General features: G+C 42.5%; 20 protein-coding genes. 9 read left to right on the forward strand and 11 right to left on the reverse strand.

Annotated features, from left to right (window positions below; translation table 11 throughout):
• The first annotated feature begins 44 nt into the window (after window positions 1–44).
• Window positions 45–2,582 carry a Tex family protein gene (locus I6E83_RS01175; RefSeq protein WP_197099648.1) on the forward strand — a complete coding sequence of 846 codons (2,538 nt, stop codon included), beginning with the start codon at window positions 45–47 and terminating at the stop codon, window positions 2,580–2,582.
• Between the two features lie 198 nt (window positions 2,583–2,780).
• Here I6E83_RS01175 and I6E83_RS14810 read toward each other — a convergent pair whose 3' ends face one another.
• Window positions 2,781–3,305 (reverse strand): hypothetical protein, encoded by a 525-nt coding sequence (locus tag I6E83_RS14810; RefSeq protein WP_265091195.1) that lies wholly within the window; start codon window positions 3,303–3,305, stop codon window positions 2,781–2,783.
• Between the two features lie 613 nt (window positions 3,306–3,918).
• Complete coding sequence (locus I6E83_RS01185; protein ID WP_110922000.1) at window positions 3,919–5,205, reverse strand: saccharopine dehydrogenase family protein; 1,287 nt, start codon at window positions 5,203–5,205, stop codon at window positions 3,919–3,921.
• Between the two features lie 578 nt (window positions 5,206–5,783).
• On the opposite strand from I6E83_RS01185, the gene I6E83_RS01190 reads away from it, so the two are divergent.
• Complete coding sequence (locus I6E83_RS01190) at window positions 5,784–5,939, forward strand: DUF1328 domain-containing protein (RefSeq protein ID WP_082624527.1); 156 nt, start codon at window positions 5,784–5,786, stop codon at window positions 5,937–5,939.
• A gap of 145 nt (window positions 5,940–6,084) precedes the next feature.
• Here I6E83_RS01190 and I6E83_RS01195 read toward each other — a convergent pair whose 3' ends face one another.
• The 4 genes from I6E83_RS01195 to I6E83_RS01210 all read right to left on the reverse strand — a co-directional run bounded on the left by I6E83_RS01195 (window position 6,085) and on the right by I6E83_RS01210 (window position 9,791).
• Window positions 6,085–6,378 (reverse strand): 4a-hydroxytetrahydrobiopterin dehydratase, encoded by a 294-nt coding sequence (locus tag I6E83_RS01195; protein WP_110921998.1) that lies wholly within the window; start codon window positions 6,376–6,378, stop codon window positions 6,085–6,087.
• A gap of 248 nt (window positions 6,379–6,626) precedes the next feature.
• Entirely contained in the window at window positions 6,627–6,920 is a 294-nt protein-coding gene (locus I6E83_RS01200; RefSeq protein WP_110921997.1) for a GNAT family N-acetyltransferase, read from the reverse strand.
• Window positions 6,921–7,088: 168 nt separating this feature from the next.
• A complete protein-coding gene (locus I6E83_RS01205) occupies window positions 7,089–8,417 on the reverse strand; it encodes a fatty acid desaturase family protein (protein ID WP_197099650.1) in 1,329 nt (442 codons plus the stop codon).
• Window positions 8,418–8,519: 102 nt separating this feature from the next.
• Window positions 8,520–9,791 (reverse strand): flavin reductase family protein, encoded by a 1,272-nt coding sequence (locus tag I6E83_RS01210; protein ID WP_197099651.1) that lies wholly within the window; start codon window positions 9,789–9,791, stop codon window positions 8,520–8,522.
• 479 nt (window positions 9,792–10,270) lie between these two features.
• On the opposite strand from I6E83_RS01210, the gene ettA reads away from it, so the two are divergent.
• Window positions 10,271–11,932: an energy-dependent translational throttle protein EttA gene (ettA, locus tag I6E83_RS01215; RefSeq protein WP_110921994.1), complete on the forward strand. Its 1,662-nt coding sequence runs from the start codon at window positions 10,271–10,273 to the stop codon at window positions 11,930–11,932.
• A gap of 77 nt (window positions 11,933–12,009) precedes the next feature.
• Here ettA and plsB read toward each other — a convergent pair whose 3' ends face one another.
• Entirely contained in the window at window positions 12,010–14,793 is a 2,784-nt protein-coding gene (gene plsB / locus I6E83_RS01220; protein WP_197099652.1) for a glycerol-3-phosphate 1-O-acyltransferase PlsB, read from the reverse strand.
• 247 nt (window positions 14,794–15,040) lie between these two features.
• Between plsB and ybaK the strand changes: the two genes are divergently transcribed.
• Window positions 15,041–15,529 carry a Cys-tRNA(Pro) deacylase gene (gene ybaK / locus I6E83_RS01225; RefSeq protein WP_194196136.1) on the forward strand — a complete coding sequence of 163 codons (489 nt, stop codon included), beginning with the start codon at window positions 15,041–15,043 and terminating at the stop codon, window positions 15,527–15,529.
• A gap of 102 nt (window positions 15,530–15,631) precedes the next feature.
• On the forward strand, window positions 15,632–16,006 hold the full coding sequence (locus I6E83_RS01230; RefSeq protein WP_194196135.1) for a 5-carboxymethyl-2-hydroxymuconate Delta-isomerase: 375 nt from the start codon (window positions 15,632–15,634) through the stop codon (window positions 16,004–16,006).
• Between the two features lie 123 nt (window positions 16,007–16,129).
• On the opposite strand, the gene I6E83_RS01235 is transcribed toward I6E83_RS01230, so the two are convergent.
• Window positions 16,130–17,950 carry an acyl-CoA dehydrogenase C-terminal domain-containing protein gene (locus I6E83_RS01235; RefSeq protein ID WP_197099653.1) on the reverse strand — a complete coding sequence of 607 codons (1,821 nt, stop codon included), beginning with the start codon at window positions 17,948–17,950 and terminating at the stop codon, window positions 16,130–16,132.
• Between the two features lie 432 nt (window positions 17,951–18,382).
• Here I6E83_RS01235 and I6E83_RS01240 point away from each other — a divergent pair, with 432 nt between their 5' ends.
• Window positions 18,383–19,510, forward strand: a complete 1,128-nt coding sequence (locus tag I6E83_RS01240; protein WP_197099654.1) for an FUSC family protein — start codon at window positions 18,383–18,385, stop codon at window positions 19,508–19,510.
• A gap of 83 nt (window positions 19,511–19,593) precedes the next feature.
• Here I6E83_RS01240 and aroE read toward each other — a convergent pair whose 3' ends face one another.
• A complete protein-coding gene (aroE, locus tag I6E83_RS01245; protein WP_197099655.1) occupies window positions 19,594–20,454 on the reverse strand; it encodes a shikimate dehydrogenase in 861 nt (286 codons plus the stop codon).
• 479 nt (window positions 20,455–20,933) lie between these two features.
• On the opposite strand from aroE, the gene I6E83_RS01250 reads away from it, so the two are divergent.
• Window positions 20,934–21,602, forward strand: a complete 669-nt coding sequence (locus tag I6E83_RS01250) for a hypothetical protein (protein ID WP_197099656.1) — start codon at window positions 20,934–20,936, stop codon at window positions 21,600–21,602.
• 15 nt (window positions 21,603–21,617) lie between these two features.
• Window positions 21,618–22,607 carry an aminotransferase class IV gene (locus I6E83_RS01255; protein WP_197099657.1) on the forward strand — a complete coding sequence of 330 codons (990 nt, stop codon included), beginning with the start codon at window positions 21,618–21,620 and terminating at the stop codon, window positions 22,605–22,607.
• Between the two features lie 3 nt (window positions 22,608–22,610).
• On the opposite strand, the gene I6E83_RS01260 is transcribed toward I6E83_RS01255, so the two are convergent.
• A complete protein-coding gene (locus I6E83_RS01260) occupies window positions 22,611–22,799 on the reverse strand; it encodes a DpnD/PcfM family protein (RefSeq protein ID WP_197099658.1) in 189 nt (62 codons plus the stop codon).
• Between the two features lie 153 nt (window positions 22,800–22,952).
• On the opposite strand from I6E83_RS01260, the gene I6E83_RS01265 reads away from it, so the two are divergent.
• Window positions 22,953–23,519, forward strand: coding sequence for a hypothetical protein (locus tag I6E83_RS01265; RefSeq protein WP_197099659.1), 567 nt, complete (start codon window positions 22,953–22,955; stop codon window positions 23,517–23,519).
• Here I6E83_RS01265 and I6E83_RS01270 read toward each other — a convergent pair.
• The gene (locus I6E83_RS01270) at window positions 23,511–24,275 is read right to left on the reverse strand and encodes a DpnI domain-containing protein (protein ID WP_197099660.1); all 765 of its coding nucleotides are present in this window, start codon (window positions 24,273–24,275) and stop codon (window positions 23,511–23,513) included. The genes I6E83_RS01265 and I6E83_RS01270 overlap by 9 nt on opposite strands.
• Between the last annotated feature and the right edge of the window lie 2 nt (window positions 24,276–24,277).

Here is a 24,277-nt window from a genome sequence, read left to right on the forward strand (position 1 = left end):
TTTGCTATAATGCAAAACTACATTTCTCAACGATTGATACGTATATGAGTAGCACTGATACCTTAACGCCATCTCAAACCTCGACAAATGCAAAGGTTTTGGATGCAACCACACACGCGAATATTCACGACAAGCTTGCTCGCGCGCTTGGCATTAAGACTGCTCAAGTCAATGCGTTTGTCAAACTTTACGATGAAGGCGCGACTGTTCCGTTTATTGCCCGTTACCGCAAAGAGAAGACTCAGGATCTTGATGATGCACAATTACGAGCGTTAGAGAAGTCTCTCAATTACGAGCGTGACATGGCCACCCGTCGCCTAAAAATTACTGAGCTGCTCAGCACGCAAGGTAATTTAACTGACGAGCTACAGGCACGTATCGATAATGCGACGTCTAAGCTTGAGTTAGAAGATATCTACCTACCATATCGTCCGCGTCGCCGTTCACCTGCTGCTAAAGCACGTGCTGCTGGTCTCGATGTTGCTGCCCAAGCGGTGCTAACACAAGAGATTACCCCAACAGAGGCGCTAGCAGACTATCAAGTACAGTCTAGCATTACCGATGATAGTGGTAATGAGATTGACGTTGATTTCAGCGATATCGAAAAGCAATTGGCTGGTGTACAAGCCATCATCGTTGACGAATGGACGCAAGCACTAGATTTGCTAGACAACTTGCGCAGTGGTTTTGCCAAGACGGCCAGTATCGTATCGAGCGTTGCTAGTGATGAAAAACGTGAAGTCGGTGAAAAATTCAAAGATTACTTTGAGCACAGCGAAAGCCTAGCTCGTCTGCCTAATCATCGCCTATTAGCGATGCTACGTGGTCGCCAAGAAAACGTCTTGGGTCTGAAAATTGAAGGCGAAGACGCACCCTTTATCGAAAAAGCTATTAGCCATTTCAATGTTGGTGCTACTGCACCAGCCGCTCGCCGTGAGTTTTTAACAGAAGCGGCCAGCAGCCTATGGAAAGACAAATGGCGTCCGCATATTGAACATCGCATATTGACTGAAAAACGTCTGACCGCTGAAGCAGATGCCATCGATGTGTTTGCGAATAACCTGCAGCACTTATTAATGTCAGCCCCTGCCGGTCGCAAAGTTATTTTAGGTGTCGATCCTGGCATTCGCCATGGTGTCAAAATGTCGATTGTCGATGCTCAAGGCCATGTCATGCTAGATAGCGAAGACAAGCCTGTTGTTTCAACCGTTTATCCGTTTGCCCCTGATAATAAAATGGGTGAAGCCAAAAAAGTCATCGATGAATTGTTAAGCACTTATAACGTCGATCTAGTGGCTATCGGGAATGGTACGGCAAGTCGCGAAACAGATGCGATGATTAAAGAGATTTTGGCAGCCAATGCTGAGCTAAAAGCCAAAGCTGTTATCGTCAATGAGTCAGGCGCATCAGTCTACTCAGCCAGTGAGCTGGCCAGTGATGAGCTTGGCAATATGGACGTCTCTGTACGTGGTGCAGTATCTATCGCTCGTCGCTTGCAAGATCCGTTGTCAGAGCTCGTTAAAGTTGATCCAAAAGCCATTGGTGTGGGTCAATATCAACATGACGTCAATCAGACTCAGCTAGCAGATAGTTTAGACAAAGTAACTCAAGATAGCGTAAACGCAGTTGGTGTCGATGTGAACACTGCTAGCCCTGCTATTTTGGCGCACATCGCTGGTCTCAATCGCAATGTCGCTCAACAAATCGTTACCTATCGTAAAGAGCACGGTGCCTTTGACAGTCGTGAGTCATTGAAAAACGTACCACGCTTGGGTGCTAAGACTTTTGAACAAGCAGCAGGCTTCTTGCGTATCCATGATGGTAGTAATCCACTTGATGCCACCGGTGTGCATCCAGAAAGCTATGCATTGGTCGATAGCTTACTGGCACAAACTGGCAAAGCGTTACCAGAAATTATCGGTAATGATGGAATACTAAATACTATCGATACCACTACAGTTGCTGCTAACGATGACAATATCAGCATAAAAGCAATCTTAGACGAACTGGCTAAACCAGCACGTGATCCACGTCCTGAGTTTAAGACGGCCAATTTCCGTGATGATGTAAATAGCATCAAAGATTTAGAAGAAGGCATGCAGCTTGAAGGTGTCGTGACTAACGTGACAGCTTTCGGTTGTTTCGTCGATGTCGGTGTTCATCAAGACGGTTTGGTTCATATTTCACAGATGGCCAATGATTTCGTCGCTGATCCTATGAACCGCGTCAAGCCAGGTGATATTGTGTCAGTACGTGTCATCTCTATTGATGAAAAGCGTGGTCGTATTGGTTTCAGCATGAAGCCTGAGTCTGAAAAACCAGCACGTTCAGCAGCAAAACCTACTGTTAAAGAAACTGGCTCTGATGAGAAAGTTAGTCGTCCTCGTAGCAATCGCCCAAATAGCAGCCGTCCAGCTGCTGACAAGCGACCAAACAAGCCACGTGGTGATCGTCAGGACAAAGGCAATGCTAGCAGTAATCGTAGCAAAGCGCCAAGAGCTGAGAAAACTGAAGCGCCTAGCAAGATGGGTACCCTTGGTGCACTGTTGCAAGAAGCTGGTGTAACCAAAACTAAGAAATAGCCTAATGGGCAATTAAGTTTTATAAGACAAAAAAGGCAGCCATTAGGCTGCCTTTTTTTGTCTATCATTTATGTCATTCGCAAAAAATAAAGTATCTTAAGATTGGTTAGGTGAGTGGTCATTAATACTTCACCGCTGCCCTTTATTTTTGGAAGAACAACATAATATTACGGCTTTACGTAATTCGATATTGCTTAACTATCTGATGATAGGTTGTTGCATGTCTGATTGTTGCATGTCTGATTGTTGCATGTCTGATTGTTGCATGTCTGATTGTTGCATGTCTGATTGTTGCATGTCTGGTTGTTGCATGTCTGGTTGTTGCATGTCTGGTTGTTGCATATCTGGTTGTTGCATATCTGGTTGTTGCATGCCTGGTTGCTGCATGCCTGGTTGCTGCATGTCTGGTTGTTGCATGTTTGGTTGTTGCATGTTTGGTTGTTGCATGCCTGGCTGTTGCATGCCTTCTACTTGCGTAGCCATGCCTGCATTACTATTGGTTCGCGCAATAGTAATAGTTTGAGTTTCACTGATTTGAAATGGGCTAGATTCAGCAGAAGCGATCTCACCCTCTGCACTTTCAACGTTAGCTTGCATCGCGCTATCAGCAGCTGCTTTTTGCATATCTACTGGTTTCATATTTGCAGGTGCTGCCATTGCCAAACTTGGAAGAGTCAGCGCTGCACCAATAAGTAGCGATAGAGGTAAAGTACGTTTTTGCATGGATTAATTCCTTGAATTACAAATTTAATGTGCCAGTTCAAAGTAGTCTTATTAAAAACTCTTAAACTAACCAGTGTTCAATATTATTTCGCACAACTTGTTCCGTATAACATAGAGCTGTTTATAATTTTATATATATATATTTAGTATAGTTAACAAATAATATATAGGTAAAATAAAATCATGATAACCGCTACGTTGGCTATCATGATTGAGTAAGATGATATTATTAACTGACTATTGACCAGTCATAAACTCTGTAGAGGAGAATACCAATTAAGCTCACATTAATTCAGTAGTACATAAATTAATAGCCTCACAGCTTGATGTTTTCATGTGACATCGTGCAATGACTGTATTTTTGTTGTTGTAATGGAGCATGTATTGGTAGTTGCGATGTATTTTTCTCTTCCTTAAAATCGTTATGAAATCTCAATACTAAGAAACCGTACCTCGATATCAAGATACGGTTAGAAGAGTAATAAAAATTAAATTTCTTATTAGCTATCGTCGTTCAAAGAGAATTGGAAAGTAAGAAGGCTAAGTAAAATTGCTACAGCTGCTAATTTGAGCAAACTTCATGCTATATCTCTTTTATATAGGGTTAACGACATTAATGGTCGACGACTTCGAAGCTCAATCCTGCATGCTCTTCTAAGCGTGTAAGTAACTGATCACCCATCGCAGATGCTGGTGTCCAAAAACCACCGCCAACAGTCTCTTTACTGACATCTTGTGCCAAACACAGTGCCGCTTGAGCCAGCATGCGCGAGGTGCTGCCGTAGCCAGGATCTTTATCACCTGTAACTTTGGTATTAATCGTGTCTTTCTTAGCGGTCTGTCCAAAGAGACGAATATCAAAATAGCCGTTTTTCTGCTCTTCTTTAGACGGGCCAGAACCTGATTTGGGCAATACATGTTTGGATAATAACTCACGGCTCGGTGTAATCATCATGGCTGTGGCAAATCCAAACAAACCTGCGCTCAAGGCATAGCTTGATAGCTGACCCTGCACCCCATCTTTCATCCACATCGCTTCGTCATATTTGAAGCCACGACCATATTCATAGCCGAGCAGCTGATTGCTACGGTGTACGATACGAGTATTGATACTTGCCATCACAAAAGGTGCAAGCCAACGCTTATGCTCACTATCGTATTCTGGCTTGCTGACATTATCTTGGCGCACGTTTGGCGCATCTGTATCATCGTTGAGTAAATAAGGGTTTGCTACCTGCTTACGACGTGACTTGTCTTTCCCGACTTCTTCAAAAATAGTCGCCATAGAGGCAATGGTACCGCCCGATAGACCACCTTTTGCCGCTTTTACACGCATATGAATTACATCGCAAGCTTCGCCAAAATTCTCTTCCGCTTTGGTTTGCGTAAAGTACACACCCAAGTCTGATGGAATAGAGTCAAATCCGCATGAGTTGACGATACGAGCACCGCTTTGTTTTGCCGCATCTTGATATTTATCCATCATGTCTTTGATAAAGATGGCTTCACCAGTGAGATCGACATAATCCGTACCATTAGTACTGCAAGATTTAATTAGAGGTTCACCATACTTGAGGTAGGGGCCAACGGTAGAGATGATGACTTGGGTTTGTTTGGTCATCTCATCGAGGCTCGCCGAATCATTACTGTTAGCAATAATGATATCTACCTTGCTTTCTAGCTCCGACTGTAGCTCATTCAGTTTTGCTTCGTCACGACCTGCTATGGCCCACGTCACGTTAGCACCACTGGCGTCTTTAGCATTGGACAAAAACTCTGTTAGATAATGTGCCGTAATTTTTCCAACGAAGCTGGTTGCACCGTATAGAACAACCGCGTAAGGACGGTTCTTACTAATGCTTTGTAGCGTGTTGTTTGAGGTTTCCGTATTGGTATCCATATTTATTATCCTTAATAGGTTATTGAATGAGTCACTTTAAAATGAATGGTTTCTTGATGAATGACTTAGCACAACCAAGACTAAGCCAAATTATCTATACGAGTGAAATATATATCTGACTATGGCTATCATGATTGGCATTTGTGTTTTGCAAAAAACGGTCATTGAGAGTAATGATGACGAATGAAAGGTATTTGCTACTTACTGTTTATAGCAGATTATATGATGAAAGTGGTAGTGGATAAAAAGCAACTCACTCTCTCTATACACAAGTCCTATAAAACTAGAGAAAAATGCCAGAAAGCTAAGATTTGCTACAAAGATTACATAACTTACCGATTTTATTACCAAAGTGAACGTTTTTTGAAGATGAATATTGCTAATCTAAAGTCGTAAGCAGTTATTACTAATACTAAAAATTTCACTAATACTAAAAACAAAAAAGGAGATGTCAGATATAACAGGACAAATATAGATAATAGCTATTGATTGTACTGGTCAGTATTTTCCAGTTTTAATTAATACTTATCTTATGAGTCTTATTTCTGATTTTTCAATAACTATTTAAGGAGAAGATTATGTTTCGTTGGGCTATTATTTTTGCTGTAATCGCATTGTTGGCAAGTTTCCTAGGTTTTGGCGGTGTCGCTGGACTGTCTGCTAATTTGGCATACATTTTCTTAGCTGTTGCTGTCATTTTATTCATCGTCGCGTTCGTAAGCCGCAAGATGTAATAATTAACCGTGGAATACTAAATAAAAATAAATCGTTAAACAAAAAAGTCCTCATATATGATGAGGACTTTTTTATGGCTAATTTTCTTTGAACTGTTTATTTAAATATCAAAGTATTCACATATCAAAAATTATTCACGTATCACTATAGGCGTTTGGGTTGGATAATATATTCCATACGTTTGGCCAGACGAATATCATGACTGGTAATGCCACCTGTATCATCAGTGGTGAGTCGCACTTCTACCACGTTATATGTATTACGCCACTCAGGATGATGCTCAAGTGCTTCAGCATAAAATGCCGCTTGATTCATAAAGCTCATGGCTTCAATAAAATCGCTAAAGTGATATGTTTTCACGATAGCATTACCATCACGCTGCCAGCCTGGCAAATCTTCTAGCTGCAAATCTACTTGTTTATCAGATAGACTACTCATATTAATAACCTTTATTGTTATGCTGACTTGGTTTATTAAAAATTATATTAGATGACATCTAATACGGTGCGACTAACGATACAGAATAAATGTAAAAGTGCCTTATCCTATAAATTATTATAAGACATAAATCGCTCCTGTATTTGTCATCTTGCCATATATTTAAAGATAAATATACGAGCGCAGACAACAAATAAAAAAGAAGGTAAGGCTAAGTTCTTGCTTAGAATATATTTGCTAGTATTGGATTACAGCAAGTCTTTATATTCCGGATGTTTATTGATGTATGACGATACAAATGAACATTGTGGCACCACTTTCTTATCATTCTCACGTGCATAATTGAGTGCGTGTTTGACCAATGTTGACCCGACACCGCGTCCGCCTAAAGCTTGCGGTACGATAGTGTGGTCGTAGATCAGTTTGCCATCACGCTCTTGATAGCTGATATAGCCAATGTGACCGTCGATAGCAGTCTCAAATCGTTTGGCTTCTATGTCGTGGCTAATTTTTATAGGTTGTTCAGCAGTTTGATTACTCATAGCTACTCTCCATTATTATTAAGTGTCTCTGTTATCAGATATCGTTTGTGTCTCTACTTCTAATTCTTATTATGCGTATTCTGTCATTTAATCTATAGCTCTTTACCGTAAGAGTAGATAGGGTAAATGTTAAGAATCATTGGAGTAATTGGCTATGTTGGCGATGTCCTACAAATAAAACAAAGCTTGGCGCATGACGGGGGGAAGATGCTTTCCTAACCCACGGATGACTGGAGCATCATCTTGTTCTTCTTTAGCAGCATGAGTCGATTCTGAGGCTTGCGACTGTAAATACGCCTGCCATTCCTCAGCGCTCGGCTTGCTAAAGTGACGTATACGACCGATGACCTGACGCAGCTGGCGACCAAAACGGCCAGTATTGTAGGGTAAGTTGTATTTGCGGCATATCGCTTGTACTTTCGGTGATATGCGCGCGTAGTGATTGGCTGGCATATCAGGAAAAATATGATGCTCAATCTGATGTGATAAATTGCCCGTCAAAATATGGAATAACTTGCTACCTTTAATATTGCTCGAGCCGAGAATTTGGCGTATATACCAGTCACCTTTACTTTCATTGGTATCGAGTTCAGTGTAAATATGTGCTTGGTCTGTGAAATGCCCACAAAATATCACTGCCCATGTCCACAAATTGCGCGCCATGTTGGCAGTAATGTTACCGCTTAGGGTAGTCATCGCACTACGTCGACCTAACGCCAGCCCTGCTATAGTAGGAAATGCGATATGGTCTTTGCCGACCTGCCTTGCAATTTTGGCAAATAACCCACGAGATTTTGGTCGCATGATCTCTGTGAGCTGCGGCGAATCAGCATACTCATCAACACTAATTTGAATATCATGAAAGGCGACTGCCCACTCAAACCCCAAGGCCAATACCATGGTACTGAACAGGTTATAGCGGTCGCTAGGTGTCCAAGACTGCTCGTCAGTCACGCGAATTAAATGATAGCCGACATCATGGTCACGGCCAACGATATTGGTAAACGTGTGATGCAAATAATTGTGCGAATGCTGCCATAGTGGCGCAGGGCACACAATATCCCAATCAAACGTTTGGCTATTTAGATACGGATGCTGCATCCAGTCATATTGCCCGTGCATGACGTTATGCCCAAGCTCCATATTATTCAAAATTTTACTGAAACTCAGTAAAGAAGTACCAAGTAGCCAAGTAGCGACCAGACTGCGTTTCGATGGCATACGCCCAGCCACTGCAAGTAAACCACGAGAGATAATCTCGCTATAGACTACAGTGGCATGTACACGTTGAATATAACGCGCATCATCGCTACCCAATGAATCCATGACGCTTTGGTAAAGCGTGTTTAACTCATCGGCTAGCGCGTCACTTTGGTCTTTGGGTAACTGCGCACCCGTTAATGTTGGATAGAGCTTTTGTTTCGATTGAATATTCGTATCTGTCGAAAATGTAGATACGGCAGATTGTGCAGTGAACATAGGCGGTAATAAACGCATAGAAATTCCTTAACTAAGGCTATTAATATCGAATGTCATAGGGTTGGTTTCAGTAAGTGTCTAGATTTTATTGGACAATCTGACTCATGATTTTCAATCATCTTATATATCTAATACCACATCTGTCATGGCAATATTGATGCAGGTTTGAATCGATTCATAGCCGTCGCTACTTATTTTTCCCGTCTCAATATTCTTGACCACACCGCTGGCTTTGTTACAGCGACATAGCTGACAGATACCTTTCCTACAGCCGTGACTGAGAGTTATACCTGCTTGCTCAGCACCGATAAGTAACGTGGTATTGGTATCGAATTGTCGCTGTCGACCACGCAAGTAGACCGTTTGCGTTGCTATATCGTTTTTTGCATTCTCTGTGTTGTTCTTATCATTGATACTTTCATGATTACTATTGCCAATGCTAGCAGGCTCGTGTGACAGATTGCCAAAGCGTTCGAATATAATATTGTCGCGTAACGACCGTCTATCGTTCAGTGAGTCCATATCTGACAATGTAATGGCTTGAACAGCATCATATAGTCCGGCTAATAATGCTTGCGACCCACAAACAAATATCTGTGTATCTGCCAATGGCAAACTAAGTGCTAACAAGCTTGCCGCGCTTAAATGTCGCGTATCTGCCAAATAACTATTAGGGTCTTCTGTATTGATAAAGTGATAGTCAAACCTTGGATAACTATCTCTTAATTGCTGCCAGTGCTTTAAAAAAGGCGTCTCTGCCAGTGGCATGCGACTGTAATATAACAACGTGACCGTATGGCTTTGAGATAAGGCTTGTGTGATGAGGCCTAGCATTGGGGTAATGCCACTACCTCCTGCTATAAACAGTAGTGATGACGGCGTAGATGGTAAGCGGTTAGCACTTTGTGTATCAAGCTTTGCCTGTGCCAAGGTGAAATCGCCACCAGGCAAACTACTATCGAATATAGTGCCCAGTGGTGCTTGCTGTGTTAGATAGTTGGAGACCAATCCTTGAGGTTTGATTGCAATGGTGACGATATTCGATTGTGACTGCTTGTTTTCACTATTCTCATTATTGTCGATATCCGATTGCAAAGATAAGGATTGGTTGGGCAAACCTACCAACGAGTAATGGCGCTGATGGTAAATGGCGTCAATAACGACCGTTAAACTGATGTGTTGACCACCATGCCAACCGCCGTCTGAATCAAGTGCTCGCCGTTTAAAAGCATGATTGCCTTCGAACTGAACCGCAACCAAGTCATCATTGAGAGCATGCCGTGCAATTAACCGTAATTTAGGGCGGGTCAACGACCAAAACGGATGCAAGCGTGACCCAATGAAGTCAACAAACGCACGTTGTATAATTTCAGGGCGATAGCCAGTGGCCATAAACTCATTACCTTGTTTGATGCTTTTTAGAGATAAATATCATATGTTTTATAATCAGCTCTAATGACTTAGGTTTAATACTTCAGGTCTAAGGCTTCAGATTTAGAGATGTCGTACTGAGTGTATCTCAAATTAAATGACGTTACCTTATTAAGGTAAGCTAATATTCTAAAGGCTATTCATTAAGTTTTCGAAAGGTTTGATGCTATTTTTTGTGGTCTTTATAAAGCAGTAATGAGTCAAAATGTTAAACGAGGCGTTTTGATGGTAGGTTTCGTCACTGCTTTTAGGTAGAAAGCGTCATGCTAAATGCCAAAAGCGGCAAAACAACCGCTAAAACAATCTGTTGGCTTGCAGGGTATGCGCCACAATGCGATAATGGCTCATAATTTGTAACCCTGATTTTGAGGTGCGGCGCGCTTGGCATCATTGCCAAGTATGATTTGCTTGCCTCTTCTATGCAGTCTATCGGAGTGTTAATGGCTCAATATATCTACACGATGAACAACGTGTCAAAACTTGTTCCACCTAAGCGTGAAATTCTAAAAAATATTAACCTATCGTTTTTCCCAGGTGCCAAGATTGGTGTATTGGGTATCAATGGTTCAGGTAAATCGACCTTGCTACGTATCATGGCGGGCGTTGACACTGAGTTCAGTGGTGAAGCACGTGCACAAGCAGGTACCAAAGTCGGTTATTTGCCGCAGGAACCACAGCTTGATGACAGCAAAGATGTACGCGGTAACGTTGAAGACGGTATGCGTGAAGCGTTAGATGCATTGGCTCGTCTAGATGCGATCTATGCTGAATATGCTGAGCCTGATGCTGATTTTGATAAGCTTGCTGAAGAGCAAGGCAAGATGGAAGACATCATCCAATCGTGGGATGCGCATAACTTAAACAATCAGCTAGAAAAAGCAGCCGATGCGCTACGTCTGCCACCATGGGATGCAGATGTTAGTAAGTTGTCTGGTGGTGAAAAACGCCGTGTGGCACTATGCCGTCTACTATTGTCACGCCCTGATATGCTATTACTTGACGAACCGACCAACCATTTGGACGCCGAGTCTGTTGCATGGTTAGAGCAGTTCTTGCAGAACTACAGCGGTACCATCGTTGCTATTACCCATGATCGCTATTTCTTGGATAATGTCGCCCAGTGGATCTTAGAGCTTGACCGTGGCCATGGCTATCCGTATGAAGGTAACTATACCGAGTGGCTAGAGCAAAAGAACACGCGTCTAGAGCAGCAGAACAAGCAAGAAGAATCGTTTGCTAAAGCGCTGAAAAAAGAGCTTGAGTGGATTCGTAAAAATCAAAAAGGCCAACAAGCCAAGTCTAAATCTCGCGTACAGCGCTTTGAAGAGTTGAACTCAACAGAGTTCCAACAGCGTAATGAGACGGCTGAGATTTATATTCCACCTGGTCCACGTTTGGGTAACAAGGTTATTGAGATCAACGATATCTCTAAATCATTCGGCGATCGCTTGCTTTATGAAAACCTAAGCTTTAACGTGCCAGCTGGTGCGATCGTTGGTATCATCGGTCCAAATGGTGCGGGTAAAACCACGCTATTTAATATGATTACCGAGCGCGATACGCCGGATACTGGAACCGTGGATTTGGGTGAAAGTGTTAAAGTTGCCTATGTCGGTCAGGTACGTGATCACTTAGATGATAGCAAAACTGTTTGGGAAGAAGTATCTGACGGCCTTGATATTATCACTGTTGGTGAATACACCACGCCAAGTCGTGCATATATCGGCCGCTTTAACTTTAAAGGCTCAGATCAGCAGAAGCGCGTTGGTCAGTTGTCAGGTGGTGAGCGTAACCGCTTGCAACTAGCGAAGACGCTAAAGCAAGGCGCGAACGTATTGCTACTCGATGAACCATCAAACGATTTGGATATCGAGACCTTACGTGCACTAGAGGATGCGATTCAAGTATTCCCAGGTACAGTCATGGTTGTATCGCATGATCGCTGGTTCCTTGATCGTATCGCTACCCATATCTTGGCATTCGAAGAAGAAGGTCCAGTTTGGTTCGATGGTAACTACTCTGAGTTTGAAACCTATCGTAAAAAGACCATGGGTGATGATGCCAGTCCTAAACGTGCTAAGTATAAGAAAATTACGAACTAATATGAATGCTTAGTGTTTTGAAATCAAAAAAAGACCTCTAATCGTTAGAGGTCTTTTTTGTGCTTAAGCTACTGACTCTAGCCAAGAATCAATTTACGCTTTCGCCCAAATTTACGCTGCTTTTTATTACTAATTTCAGTAATGGCATGGTTAATTTCATTTTCATCTAAGGTAGCGACTTGCTGCAAAATTTGCATCATATCAGGTGTTAGGACGTACTTAGCATGATGGGCAATGTCATTGATACGGTGATCAAATGTCAGAACGCCAGTCTCTTCATCCTTTTGTAAATAATCAAGACGTGTCAAAGCACCAATGAAACTGGTGAATAAAGCACGGTCAAAGAAGTCAGGAATGTCGTCTGCATATAGCACAGATAATCGCTGACCAAGTAGATGACACAGATCAACGACTTCATTTTCGGTCAAATTACCTGAGCCTTGCTGAGCGAGCAAAGCGAGTGTCATAAAGTAACGCTCTAAGCTCTGTCCAACTGGAGTCGCCAGTACTTGTAGCTGCTGATAGGACTTGCTATTCGATTCAGGAACGCTAAGTATGCCGTCGCCCAATTCAACGATTAGCCCATGAGAGAGTAGGCTGTCCACTTTCTTATTGAGTGTATCTGCTAAGCCGTGTGCTGGATAATATAAGAATAGCTCACTTTGTAAGAATGGATACAGCTGCTCTGCAATACTATCTAGACGACTGCGTTTGATACGGCCATTGCGTGCAACTAGCGCTGACAAAAATGACAGCAGAATGAAGACATGCAAGATGTTATTACGGAAATAACTGAGTAGGGCAGCCTGCTTGCCGACAACCTGAATGATATCGCCTAGGATATGCGGAGTTCGCTCGATCAACTTAAGTTTAATACCGTAATCAATGATTTGCTGAGGAGTCATGTCTGTGATGACGGTATCATCCGAATAAGCAAGTTGCTTAGCCAAACCTTGATAAAGCTCGATTTGCTCTCGGCAGCTGTTTTCATCTAGTGCCGCTTTGGGTGCTGACAATAACACCAGTGATAACAGTGATACAGGTGTGACCACGGCAGCTTTATTAATATGCTGCATGATTTTTACACCGATATTGTCGACCATCGCACTGGCTTTCTCATCGAGTGGGGTATCGGTACGGTCCGAAGGTAAGCTGTCTGCGGACACATCAAACTTTGTCATAAACTCAGTGAGATGTAGTGGCGTCCCAAAGCTTAAATGTACGTTACCGAAGATACGCTCAATTTTGCGACCTACCTTGAGCAGACCAAGCAAAGATTCAGATTCTTTTGGCTTGCCTTTCAGCTCACCAACATACGTGCCACCTTCCATAATACGTTCGTAGCCGATGTAAGTAGGAATGAACACGACAGGCTTATTGGTTTTGCGCAACTGACTGTGTACTGTCATCGCAAGCATACCCATCTTAGGCGGTAGCAGACGACCTGAGCGTGAGCGACCACCTTCAATAAAGTATTCGATAGGCGTATTGCGCGTGATTAACGTGTGCATGTATTCGCGTAATACAGAGGTGTATAGTGCGTTACCACGGAAACTACGACGAATAAAGAATGCCACGGCACCGCGTAGCATAGGGCCTAATACTGGCACATCAAGGTTATCACCCGCAGCGACATAAGGAATACTCAAACCGCGTTTGTAAATAACATAGGACAGTAATAGGTAGTCAACGTGGCTACGATGGCACGGCACATAGATAATTTCGTAGTCGGTTGCTAGCTCTCGTACTCGTTCAAAATGGTGTACTTCTACGCCATCATACAACTGCGTCCACAACCACGTTAAGAAGCGGTCGAATACTCGAATGATAGGATAAGAGTAATCATTTACCATCTCATTGGCATAGCCTTTTGCTAAGCTTCGTGCCTCACGGGTAGTCGTACCTTTTTCTGCAGCTTCCGCTTCTATTGCATGCTTGATAGCTGGTGAGTACACCAGTTTGTCTACCAAATTGCGTCTGTCTGACAAATCAGGGCCGAGCATGCTGGCGCGTTGTTTGTCTAAATAAATCGAAAGCTGCTGCTGCAACATACGCACCAGTTCGCGATTGCTATCGGCAGTCGCTACCAACGCGTAACTTGGTGCATCGTCAGTATCTTCCTTTATAGAGGCTTCTTTGACAGAGCTATCTTGTAGGTCAGTGGCTAGCGAATCAAAAATAGAAGGCCCTTCTACATCGCCTTTGAGGCTATTATCGATAAGGGTGCGCAAATCTTGTGGTGGATGAAACTGTACAAAGGTATCACGTCCCATGACCCCAATATTAAATAACTGCTTGGTAATGCTTGGGTCTTCCCAGTTATCAGTAGTCAACAGCTTAAACAGTGAATCTTCTTTTTCTGGCGCACGTCCCCATAGGATAGAGACAGGGACCAAACGCACCTTTAGCTCTGGATACTGCAGTACAGCCGATACCAAGCGTGACAGGCGCGGTGATAACTGACTGTCTTTGGCACCTGGATGGTTCAAAAAGATGATGGCCGCATTTTCTTTAATATTATGCTCGGCATCGTGTACCCCGACCAATGCTGGCGGTAAATTGTGCTCTTGCGTCTGCAAATCGATCAAAATACTGTTGGAGCGGGAATAGTCTTGTAGAACATAAAATCTTAATGTCTGATCGTCAGCATCAAAATCAGGCAACTCACCTAACAGTTTAGGTTTGACGGCAACGTCGAGCATGTGACCCGATAGCTTGCGATATAGCTGATTGATCGGAGCACCCGAATAGGACTTGGCGGCGATTGGATTGACGTCAGTATTAGAGCCGCTGTCAGTAGTGACGGGCGCTTTAAAAATCCGTTTTTTTAGGAACTTATTCTTTAAGAAACTGGGTATCATAATGGATATCAAAAGTAGTTAAATATATTGCGCTTATGATGCCATAAAAGCCATCAAAGCGATATATAGTGTCTGTATATACTACTAATATTCATACGGGCTGTTTACTATCTTGTGAGCGAGCTGCATACGAAATACGCTTAATTATTTGAAAAATAAGATCTTTAGCATAATAATATTGTGGTATAAAATACGATAAATACTATTTATCCTACTCAATAACTTCACTTAATGATATGAAAGTATTATGACCCCAGCAATCAATCTTGCCAAAAAACGTGGCCTTGACTACCAATTGCATGAATATACTCATGACAGTAATGCGGCTTCTTTTGGCTTAGAAGCTGCCGAAAAACTCGGTGTAGATGTAGCACAAGTTTTTAAAACTTTGGTAGTAGCGACCGAAGTGGGTACGCTCGCTGTTGCTATTTTGCCAGTAGACAAGACTTTAAACTTTAAAAAAATGGCCAAAGCTTTATCCTCTAATAAAGTACTGCCCTGCAAAAAGGTACAAATGGCAGATCCCAAGCAAGTAGAGCGTAGTACAGGCTATGTACTGGGCGGTGTCAGTCCACTAGGACAAAAGAAACGCTTAGCGACAATCATAGATATCTCGGCTGAAGCGCATACAACGATGTATGTGAGTGGTGGTCGCCGCGGTTTAGAGATTGAGCTGCCACCTCTGCAATTGGCTACGGCTCTATCGGCACTTTTTAGTAACATTACTGATGATTAAAAAGCATTGTCGCTGATATCAAATAAGTTTATCCTTTTGAATGTTCAACAGACCCCAACCATTTAAGTCCTACCTTCACTTATACTTTATAAGGATATATTCATGCCACATTTAACCCTGCAAGTGACCCCTAATGTCAGTGTTCCTCACGAAGAATCATTGCTTAAGTCTTTGAATAAAGCGCTATGGGATACTGGACATTTTGGTAAACCAACGGATATCAAAGCCCGCATCGTACCTCTTGAGACTTTTTTGGTAGGTGTTGAGGATGATGAACAAGCAAATGGCATGGTTTATGCGAATCTAAAAATGATGGCTGGTCGTGATATTGCGACTCGCAATCAACTTGCTGAGCTATTGATGACAACGATAGAAGAGCAGCTAAGCGCAGAGCAGTCAGGCCGAGCAGCACTGCAAGTATGTGTGGAAGTGGAAGAGCTTAGTGCGGTATATCACAAAAAAATGCTAGGTAGCTAGAAATTGGCTATTGGTTGGTTTTTTTAGTTCGAGAATGCTGACTTTCGTTAGCCACAAAAAAGCGCCTATATTTAGGCGCTTTTTTATGAATGATCTATTAACTTTGTAATCTTAGTCTTAATTTTAATCTAGGAAAGCAAAGCTTTCGATTGGCATTGCCATCATGCTTTCGCTTGGTGCAACCATACCTTCGGCGTGACCTGAAGTACGTGGTAACAGTTTATCAAAGTAGAATTCTGCCGTTTGGATTTTGGCTTTATAGAACTCTGGGGCTTCTACGCCGCCATTTTTGAGTTTGTCATGAGCCACTGCTGCCATACGTGCCCAGTGGTAACCCATCATTACATAGCCTGAGTACATCAAAAAGTCATCAGATGCTGCAGAGATGATTTCGCGGTCTTTACGTGCCATTAGCATCAAGCGAACGGTCAAAGTATTCCATTCAGCACATAGCTTGGTGAGTGCCCAAACAAATTTACGCATGTCTTTGTCTAGCGCATATTCACCACACCATTTCATGATGCTTGAAGTATAGTCACGAATGATTTTACCTTTTGACTGCAAAATCACTTTACGGCCTAATAAGTCTAACGCTTGAATACCAGTTGTGCCTTCATACATGGTGGCAATACGGGCATCACGAGCAATCAGCTCCATACCCCATTCTTTGATATAGCCGTGGCCGCCGTAAATTTGCTGACCATGTTTGGCTGCTTCAATACCAAGCTCGGTTAAGAAGCCTTTTAGGATTGGCGTGTAGAAGCCAAGCTTGTCATCCCATTTTTCAAACTCTTCGTCATCACCATTAACAATGCCTTGAGCCATTTTGTCCGCATAGCGTGCTGAATGATAAATCATTGAGCGGCCGCCTTCGGCAAAGGCTTTTTGAGTCAATAGCATGCGGCGTACATCGGCATGATTGATGATGGCATCAGCCACTTTTTCAGGTTCTTTAGTACCTGATAGCGCACGCATAGAACGACGATCTATGGCATAAGGTAGGGCGTTTTGGAATGACAGTTCAGTATGTGCTAGACCTTGGATACCAGTACCGATACGTGCCGTGTTCATAAAAGTGAACATAGCTTTTAGGCCTTTGTTCGGCTCACCAATCAGGTAACCGACCGCATCATCAAAGTTTAGGACACACGTTGCTGATGAGTTGATACCCATTTTGTGTTCAATAGAGCCACAAGTGACGCCATTACGCTCGCCAATCTCACCTTCTGCATTTGGCAAGAATTTTGGTACGATAAATAGCGAGATACCGCGAGTACCTTCTGGTGCATTTGGTAAGCGCGCTAGTACAATATGTACAATGTTTTCTGTTAAATCATGCTCACCACTTGAGATAAAGATTTTGGTGCCGCCAAGCTTATAAGTGCCGTCTTCTTGAGGAATAGCTTTAGACTTAACCTGACCCAAATCGGTACCACATTGCGGCTCAGTCAAGCACATGGTGCCAGCCCAAGTACCTTCGATTAGTTTATGCAAGTAGGTTTCTTTTTGCTCATCAGTACCGTATTGCAATATGGTATTGATACAACCTGTTGATAGACCAGGATACATTGCCCATGGCCAGTTAGCCGTACCAATCATTTCAGCTTTAATTAGGTTTAACGAGGTTGGTAAATTCATACCACCGTATTCTTCTGGGTAAGAAATACCTTGCCAACCGCCTTCGACAAACTGGTCATAGGCATCTTTAAAACCTTTAGGTGTAGTCACCACGCCATTATCAAAATGACAGCCTTCTGCATCAGCCGGTTGATAAAGAGGGGCAAGTACGTTTTCGGCAAAGTCAGCCATACCTTGCAAAATCATGTCGATTGTTTCAGGGTCAGCATTTTCGCCATTGTCTAAATCTTTATAATGCGTTTGAAAGTCAAAAACATCATTTATCAAAAACTTGATATCACGTAAAGGCGCTTTGTAAGTTAACATAGTTGCTCTCTTTAATTTGTTGATGTCGATTTATAGGTGAGATATGCGTTAAATATAAGTGTGTTCAGAAATGGGTTGGTTAAGGCGGTTTCTTCGATGCTTTTATTAGCCGATATGTTCTATTTAATAATGGGCAGTGGTGTATAATTTTTCTTATTATAAATCTTCTTTAGTAATAAATATATGTTTCATAACTAATATTCATAAATATTATGTTTTTTAATAAAAATTAGTTATAAATAAAAAAGGTTTCTTGAGGGCCAATCAAGTATTTCCAATACATTTATACATTTAGCATTCTGTTAGATGTTCAGAATTACCAACACTCAGGTTTATCAGTACTCAGATTTATCAGTACTAAGAATATCATCACATACTTATTAACCGCCATTGTGTTAATAACGTTACGTTATTTCGTAAGGACAGAGTTTTATGGTTGCATCCAAACCGATGTCGTCGCTCAGGCGATGGGTCGCTATTTTTAAAATTTTTATTACGAAATTTATCAATAGTGAGCTAGCACATTTAACGACAGTCAATAAAAGCCGTCGGCCGTGGCACATCCCACTTTTTTCTGCGACCACCATCAGCTTTCCTGTTTTTGTCAGCGCTTATTTTGATGCGTTATCCGCAGGCATCATCAGCTCGTTAGGCGCAATGGTGATTCTGAATTTACCCTTAGTTGGTAAGCTACCATATCGCTTGGTCACTGTGATGGCTTGGGGCTTCGGTATGTCGCTATGCTTTGCGCTCGGTCTGATGGCGCAGCAGATTCCTATTTTGATATTCCCCATCTTTGTACTGATATCTTTGAGTGTGGTTCTGTTTGGCCGCTACTATCAGCAGCCACCACCGGGAGGGTTGTTTATTATGATGGCAGGCGCTATCGCGTTATTTATGCCTATAACGCTTGCTCAACTGCCACATACCATTGGTCTTATCATGCTTGGTAGTGCATTCGCAGTGCTGATGGCACTGCCATACTCTTTATTTTTATTGCTGACACGTGAGTGTAAGCCTGCGCCAATCTATACTTATCAGGCAGATACCATTAGTGAAAGTGTGATTGTGGCAGGGTTTGTGACATTGTCTTTGGTCATCGCGGTGATGCTGAATATGTCTCACCCTTATTGGGCGGCAGTTAGCTGTTTTATTATTATTCAAGGGATTCATCTGCGTACGATATGGATTAAGCAAGTACACCGTTTGCTTGGGACATTGGTGGGTGCAGGGCTGGCCAGTTGGATGATGTCGTGGGGATTGTCGGTATGGGGCGTTGCTGCTTCAGTATTGATGATGATTCTGTGTATTGAATCCTTGGTTGACCGTCATTATGGTTTAGCCGTGATATTTATCACACCGTTGACCATATTTATTGCAGAATATGGCAGTGGTGTACCGCTAGTAGAGCAGGCGTATAAACATGTGACTTACGTACGTTTGGTTGATACCGCTATCGGCTGTATGGTGGCTCTGGCTGGCGGCGTGGTGATGCACTCTACCAATTTACGCGTACCATTACGGCGTATGGAAAACTGGCTACTGGCACGTTTTGGATAAGAGCTAGATAATAACTGGATAAGAAAAAGGCGTATAAATTCAATTTATACGCCTTTTTATTGGTAAAGCCTGTGTCTCTTAGCTTAACGACCACTTAAGATCTTTGTGGCTTGAGTCACGTCAACGGTATGACCCGTCCAACGCTCAAAGCTTAAGGCCGCTTGCCCAATCAGCATGCCATAACCCTCTGATATCTGTGTGTCACGTGCCGCAAAATGCTGTAAGAATGGTAGCGTGCGACCGTACATCATGTCGTAAGCGTAGTGGCAGTTTAAGTCATTATCCAGTGGCAAGGTATCGCCTGACAGACCGATAGAAGTGGCATTAATAATGATATCAAATTGTCCGGTCAATTCACTGGTCGCACAAGTCTCAATACTGTGTTTACCGATAGTCTCACTCGCGGTACTTAGCTCATCTACTAAATTGGTCGCCTTGCTCAGTGTACGATTGGCAATGGTTAATGCCCCGATACCCGATTGAATCAATGGCAATACCACGCCTCGCGCCGCACCGCCTGCACCAATGAGTGCCACACGCGCACCTTTTAATGGCCAGCCTAAGCTCGTGATATGATTGACGAGACCTTGACCATCAGTATTGTCACCATAGAGTGCATCAGCGATTGGTGTACCACTCTCTAATAGTGCTTTATTCAACAGTAGCGTATTGACTGCACCTGCAACTTTGGCATGCTCAGACAGACCGCCACGCGCCACGCAGCAGTCATAAGCGATCTGCTTAAAGGGAACCGTTACGTTTGCACCGACGCCGCCACCATGAAAAAACGCTTCGACCACTGCGGTAAAACTGGCAGCATCGTCAGGGCAGTACTGGCGCTGATAGCTGATATCAATAGCTGCTTGCCCTGCAAATAGCATTTGGATTTCAGGGGACTTACTGTGGGCAATAGGATTGCCAATAACGATAAAATGCTGAGTCATATATGGTCCGCGAACTATAAAAGGCAAAAAAGCGTTAATAAAAAAGTCGTTGAAGCGCTATTATCATAAGGGATAACGTGATGTTTGACAAACCGAGGCTTTCGTGAATAAATGCTTGAATAGATGGCATTTTTTTATGCGTTAGGTATTTAACAAATATGTACTCTCTAGGAGTGTTATCCGTAACGTAAAGGGTAGTCAAGTATCAAGCAGTTGGGTAAACTATATGACACGCCCTATATAGTCATTCCACTATAAAAGTATGACAGCGTTAACCTCGCTTGAAGTATCACAGTTACATCTACACTCGTTTGCCTTGTACTACTTTTAAATTGAATCGACTATAGTGGTTATTACATTATAAAAAATTGACTTTGAAAATGTGAAGTCATAAAAAAACATTATTCATTAGCAGCGGCATATTTGCTTGCGCGCTAATATTCTTTTGAGATCAATCTGAAAGTGTGAGTAAATTGCCCATGTGGAATAATAGCCTACAGACCTTTTTGGCCAGTACGATAATGGCAGTTGGTGTGTCGTTGAGTGGCTGTAATAGCAATACAGATGATGACCAAAGCGTCGATGCAGGAGCCAGCGAGCAAGTAGTCGTTGAGACTACTTCAGCAGATGATAGCGCTGCAACGAATACTGAGGTAGAAGCTGGAAAGGCCCAGCAACGCACACAAGTAAAGTATGACGTCTCGGCATGGGGCAACGAAAGCGTAAACTCAATCAACGTCGGTGACTTGGAAGGTATCCAGTCGACCTTTGGTAAGGTTTTGAGCACTGATGAAAACAGCTTAGACTATGCCAGTAATCCAGCAGCCAAGTATCGTTTTATGGATACTGAAGCGCCTTATTTAGATATTATTGATTCTGAAAAGTATCTTGAGCTTGGTTGGTATTTTGCGAATCCTACCGACTCTGATGAAGAGAAAGAACTGAGTCAAAATCATGCCAAAAAGGCCTATCAGCTCGCCCGTAAGTTGATGGGTGATGAGGGTGGTAACCTCGTAGCTGATATGCTTAATGTACAAATCATCAAAAACAAAACCATCGGTGGTCAGAAGGTAGAGCTGGCGAAATGTGAGTTCTACAGTTGTATGCTGGTCATCAATAAAGCAGATGCTCAAACAGACAAGAGCTAAATAAGGCAAGTGTCGATGCCACATTCAATAGCCAGTGCCATACCGCCAAGTGGCTGGATATGTCTAGATTCATCAGGCAATACGATAGAGCCATCAAAGGCCACTATATCGTTAGACAATCGTGGACTGGCCTATGGTGATGGGTTCTTTACCACTATGGGTGTCATCGATGGTCAGATATTGTGGCTAGATTATCATCATCAGCGCCTTGTTTCTCATAGCAAGGCATTGCATATTGAGCTAGACAGCCGTTCACTACTGGCTACATTACAAGCGTATGCCAAGCAATTGCAGCAAGGCATGCTCAAGCTGATTGTCACGCGCAGCATGCAAGACATCCGTGGTTATGGTTATACGCCAAGCGCGTCTGGTAGTGCGTGTGACATTTGGCTGAAGTCTTCTGCAATGACTGTCGCGACTGCTGAGCCGCTATGTCTACCTTATGGTCGCTCAATTCCTATACAGCCTAGTAGTGCCGCTATTTGCTTGTCTTCGCAGCTCTCCTGCTTACCACCGCCACTTGCAGGACTCAAAAGCCTCAATCGTCTTGATAACGTGCTGGCGAGTGGCGAGTTACAAGGTATCAAAGCTCAAATATTAAAATCCAATACGGAACGAAGCATCAGCGAGGGTCTATTACGCGATATGAGTGGGCAGTGGGTCGAAGGTACGATGAGCAACGTATTCTATCAATTGTCAGAATCGCCATACGCAGCATCAAAGAAATCTTCTACGCTTCCAGCTCATCAGGGCAATGCTAATTATTTGACCACTGGTCAATGGTATACGCCATCTATGGCTCAATCGGGCGTTGCTGGCGTTATGCGGCAAGTGATTATCGATACTCTATCAAGTACGGAATATCCAGTGGTGACAAGGTCGCTACAAGATGAGGACTTACCCAAACTAACGCAGATTTTCTTTTGCAATGCATTACGTGGCATCATGCCAATGAGGAGTTTGACGTTGCTGTCAGGTGAGGTTGTGGATTTTCAATCCGTTTAGCTATTATTGAAAAATATTGAATTTAGTATCAATGAAGTCATCATGATATAAAACCACTTGCTCATTTCTATACATCTCTTGCGCCTTCATCAGAGCATCTTGCTCATCTTCAGCATTTACTTCCACGATATTACTCAGCGTTTCCACAATCTCTATTTGAAATTTTTGTGCTGCTTTCTCATCTTTTTTCATCGTATTCACTTCCACTTCTCACAAATAACTTCAGTCATCAATGCCAACTAGATTAGCAAAAGCGCTCAAAAGAAGTGATCGTCTTTTGTTACGTGGTCTTGTGTCTTAGAGAAAATCGATCAATGATCCTGTTTTTTAAAAGGATAAAATTGCATGCGCTCAGTCTATGAAGAAACTAGGATTCCACTACAAATTCGTCGCTTGATGGTTTTTGATGAAATTTGCAAAATGGCTAAAAGTAAGCCTGACGAAATTGTGCATTTATCACCTTATACCCAATTATTATTTGGTGTGATGTATTTATTAGACTTTAAAAAATTTGTGGCCTTCGGCGGTACGTTCGAGTATGCGTACACGCGAGAGGAGGTTATTGAGCAGCGTATTTCTGTCATTCCTAATGATGAGCTAGTGATGTGTGCACTGACAGTCAATTTAAAAGCTTTTACCAAGCCTGCTCGCAATGCAGTTGGGCTTTTATGGCAGTGGAATGATTATGTGAAAAATAGAATGCACGCTTACGTTGATTATCGTGAAGAGCATTTTTTCAAAATTAATGATGAGATTGATTGGAATTACCCAGCGCATAAGTTTCATCAGCGCCTTGTTGCTACTGCAAGATTACCGCTATGGGATGATAGAGATGAGCTAGTTGCCGATGTATACCGTGATAAAAAAGGAAAACCGAGACCTGATCGCTACAATGAGAAGCGATTAGTATAATTTTCGATAATGACCACGGCTCACAAACTCAATAATGCCTTTATCTCGTAATACTTGTAATTGTTGGCGAATTTTATCTAAAATATGGTTGTTTTCGGGGTATTTAAGTTTTAACTCATCAGCAAAAGCATAAACTTGCTTTAGAGAAAAGTGAGTATCGAGTCTATCGATACACTGCCAGATATCTAGTGTCCAACCACGAGAAGCGACAGACTGTTTTCGTAAAAACAAGGTTTTTTGAAATTGTTGGCTGACCTCTTCGCGTGGTATTACTTGCTGATTTTTGACCAAAAATACTTTGCCTGATTCTGGTACTTGGCGCAAGTCGATGTTGCATCCGACCCAACCTGCGCGTTTGGCAGTCGCTGATAACGGCTTACGTTTGATAATAATATCCGGCTTAAAGAACTGCTTAGGAATAATCAAAAAGTTATTGACGGTATATTCTTTTGAGTACGTCAGGAAGAAAAAATTGGGATTGTCTTTACTGTTGATGCGTTCAATCATCGTCTTATAAGCACCATCGTTAATAATGTTACTTAATTTAGATTTTTTACTTTTTAGCTCATATTGCTCACTACAGTGTGAGCAATAAAAATCAGCCACAGGTTTGCCGTTCGTAAATTCTGATAATGGTTGGGTATTACAGTTAGGGCAGTAGCTATTGGTTGCGACCCAGTTTTCACTTAATACCCGAATTATTTGACTAGGTGATTTATAGTTTTTGGTAAGACTTTGATTAAAATGTAGGTTCATAA

Origin of the sequence: Psychrobacter sp. SZ93C1 (assembly GCF_015864635.1) — a bacterium.
In the GTDB taxonomy this organism is placed as follows: domain Bacteria; phylum Pseudomonadota; class Gammaproteobacteria; order Pseudomonadales; family Moraxellaceae; genus Psychrobacter; species Psychrobacter fozii.

Bases quoted from the DNA above. Each gene is read 5' to 3' on its own strand.
- I6E83_RS01175 (WP_197099648.1), top strand. From the start codon at position 45: ATGAGTAGCACTGATACCTTAACGCCATCTCAAACCTCGACAAATGCA.
- I6E83_RS14810 (WP_265091195.1), bottom strand. From the start codon at position 3,305: ATGCAAAAACGTACTTTACCTCTATCGCTACTTATTGGTGCAGCGCTG.
- I6E83_RS01185 (WP_110922000.1), bottom strand. From the start codon at position 5,205: ATGGATACCAATACGGAAACCTCAAACAACACGCTACAAAGCATTAGT.
- I6E83_RS01190 (WP_082624527.1), top strand. From the start codon at position 5,784: ATGTTTCGTTGGGCTATTATTTTTGCTGTAATCGCATTGTTGGCAAGT.
- I6E83_RS01195 (WP_110921998.1), bottom strand. From the start codon at position 6,378: ATGAGTAGTCTATCTGATAAACAAGTAGATTTGCAGCTAGAAGATTTG.
- I6E83_RS01200 (WP_110921997.1), bottom strand. From the start codon at position 6,920: ATGAGTAATCAAACTGCTGAACAACCTATAAAAATTAGCCACGACATA.
- I6E83_RS01205 (WP_197099650.1), bottom strand. From the start codon at position 8,417: ATGCGTTTATTACCGCCTATGTTCACTGCACAATCTGCCGTATCTACA.
- I6E83_RS01210 (WP_197099651.1), bottom strand. From the start codon at position 9,791: ATGGCCACTGGCTATCGCCCTGAAATTATACAACGTGCGTTTGTTGAC.
- ettA (WP_110921994.1), top strand. From the start codon at position 10,271: ATGGCTCAATATATCTACACGATGAACAACGTGTCAAAACTTGTTCCA.
- plsB (WP_197099652.1), bottom strand. From the start codon at position 14,793: ATGATACCCAGTTTCTTAAAGAATAAGTTCCTAAAAAAACGGATTTTT.
- ybaK (WP_194196136.1), top strand. From the start codon at position 15,041: ATGACCCCAGCAATCAATCTTGCCAAAAAACGTGGCCTTGACTACCAA.
- I6E83_RS01230 (WP_194196135.1), top strand. From the start codon at position 15,632: ATGCCACATTTAACCCTGCAAGTGACCCCTAATGTCAGTGTTCCTCAC.
- I6E83_RS01235 (WP_197099653.1), bottom strand. From the start codon at position 17,950: ATGTTAACTTACAAAGCGCCTTTACGTGATATCAAGTTTTTGATAAAT.
- I6E83_RS01240 (WP_197099654.1), top strand. From the start codon at position 18,383: ATGGTTGCATCCAAACCGATGTCGTCGCTCAGGCGATGGGTCGCTATT.
- aroE (WP_197099655.1), bottom strand. From the start codon at position 20,454: ATGACTCAGCATTTTATCGTTATTGGCAATCCTATTGCCCACAGTAAG.
- I6E83_RS01250 (WP_197099656.1), top strand. From the start codon at position 20,934: ATGTGGAATAATAGCCTACAGACCTTTTTGGCCAGTACGATAATGGCA.
- I6E83_RS01255 (WP_197099657.1), top strand. From the start codon at position 21,618: ATGCCACATTCAATAGCCAGTGCCATACCGCCAAGTGGCTGGATATGT.
- I6E83_RS01260 (WP_197099658.1), bottom strand. From the start codon at position 22,799: ATGAAAAAAGATGAGAAAGCAGCACAAAAATTTCAAATAGAGATTGTG.
- I6E83_RS01265 (WP_197099659.1), top strand. From the start codon at position 22,953: ATGCGCTCAGTCTATGAAGAAACTAGGATTCCACTACAAATTCGTCGC.
- I6E83_RS01270 (WP_197099660.1), bottom strand. From the start codon at position 24,275: ATGAACCTACATTTTAATCAAAGTCTTACCAAAAACTATAAATCACCT.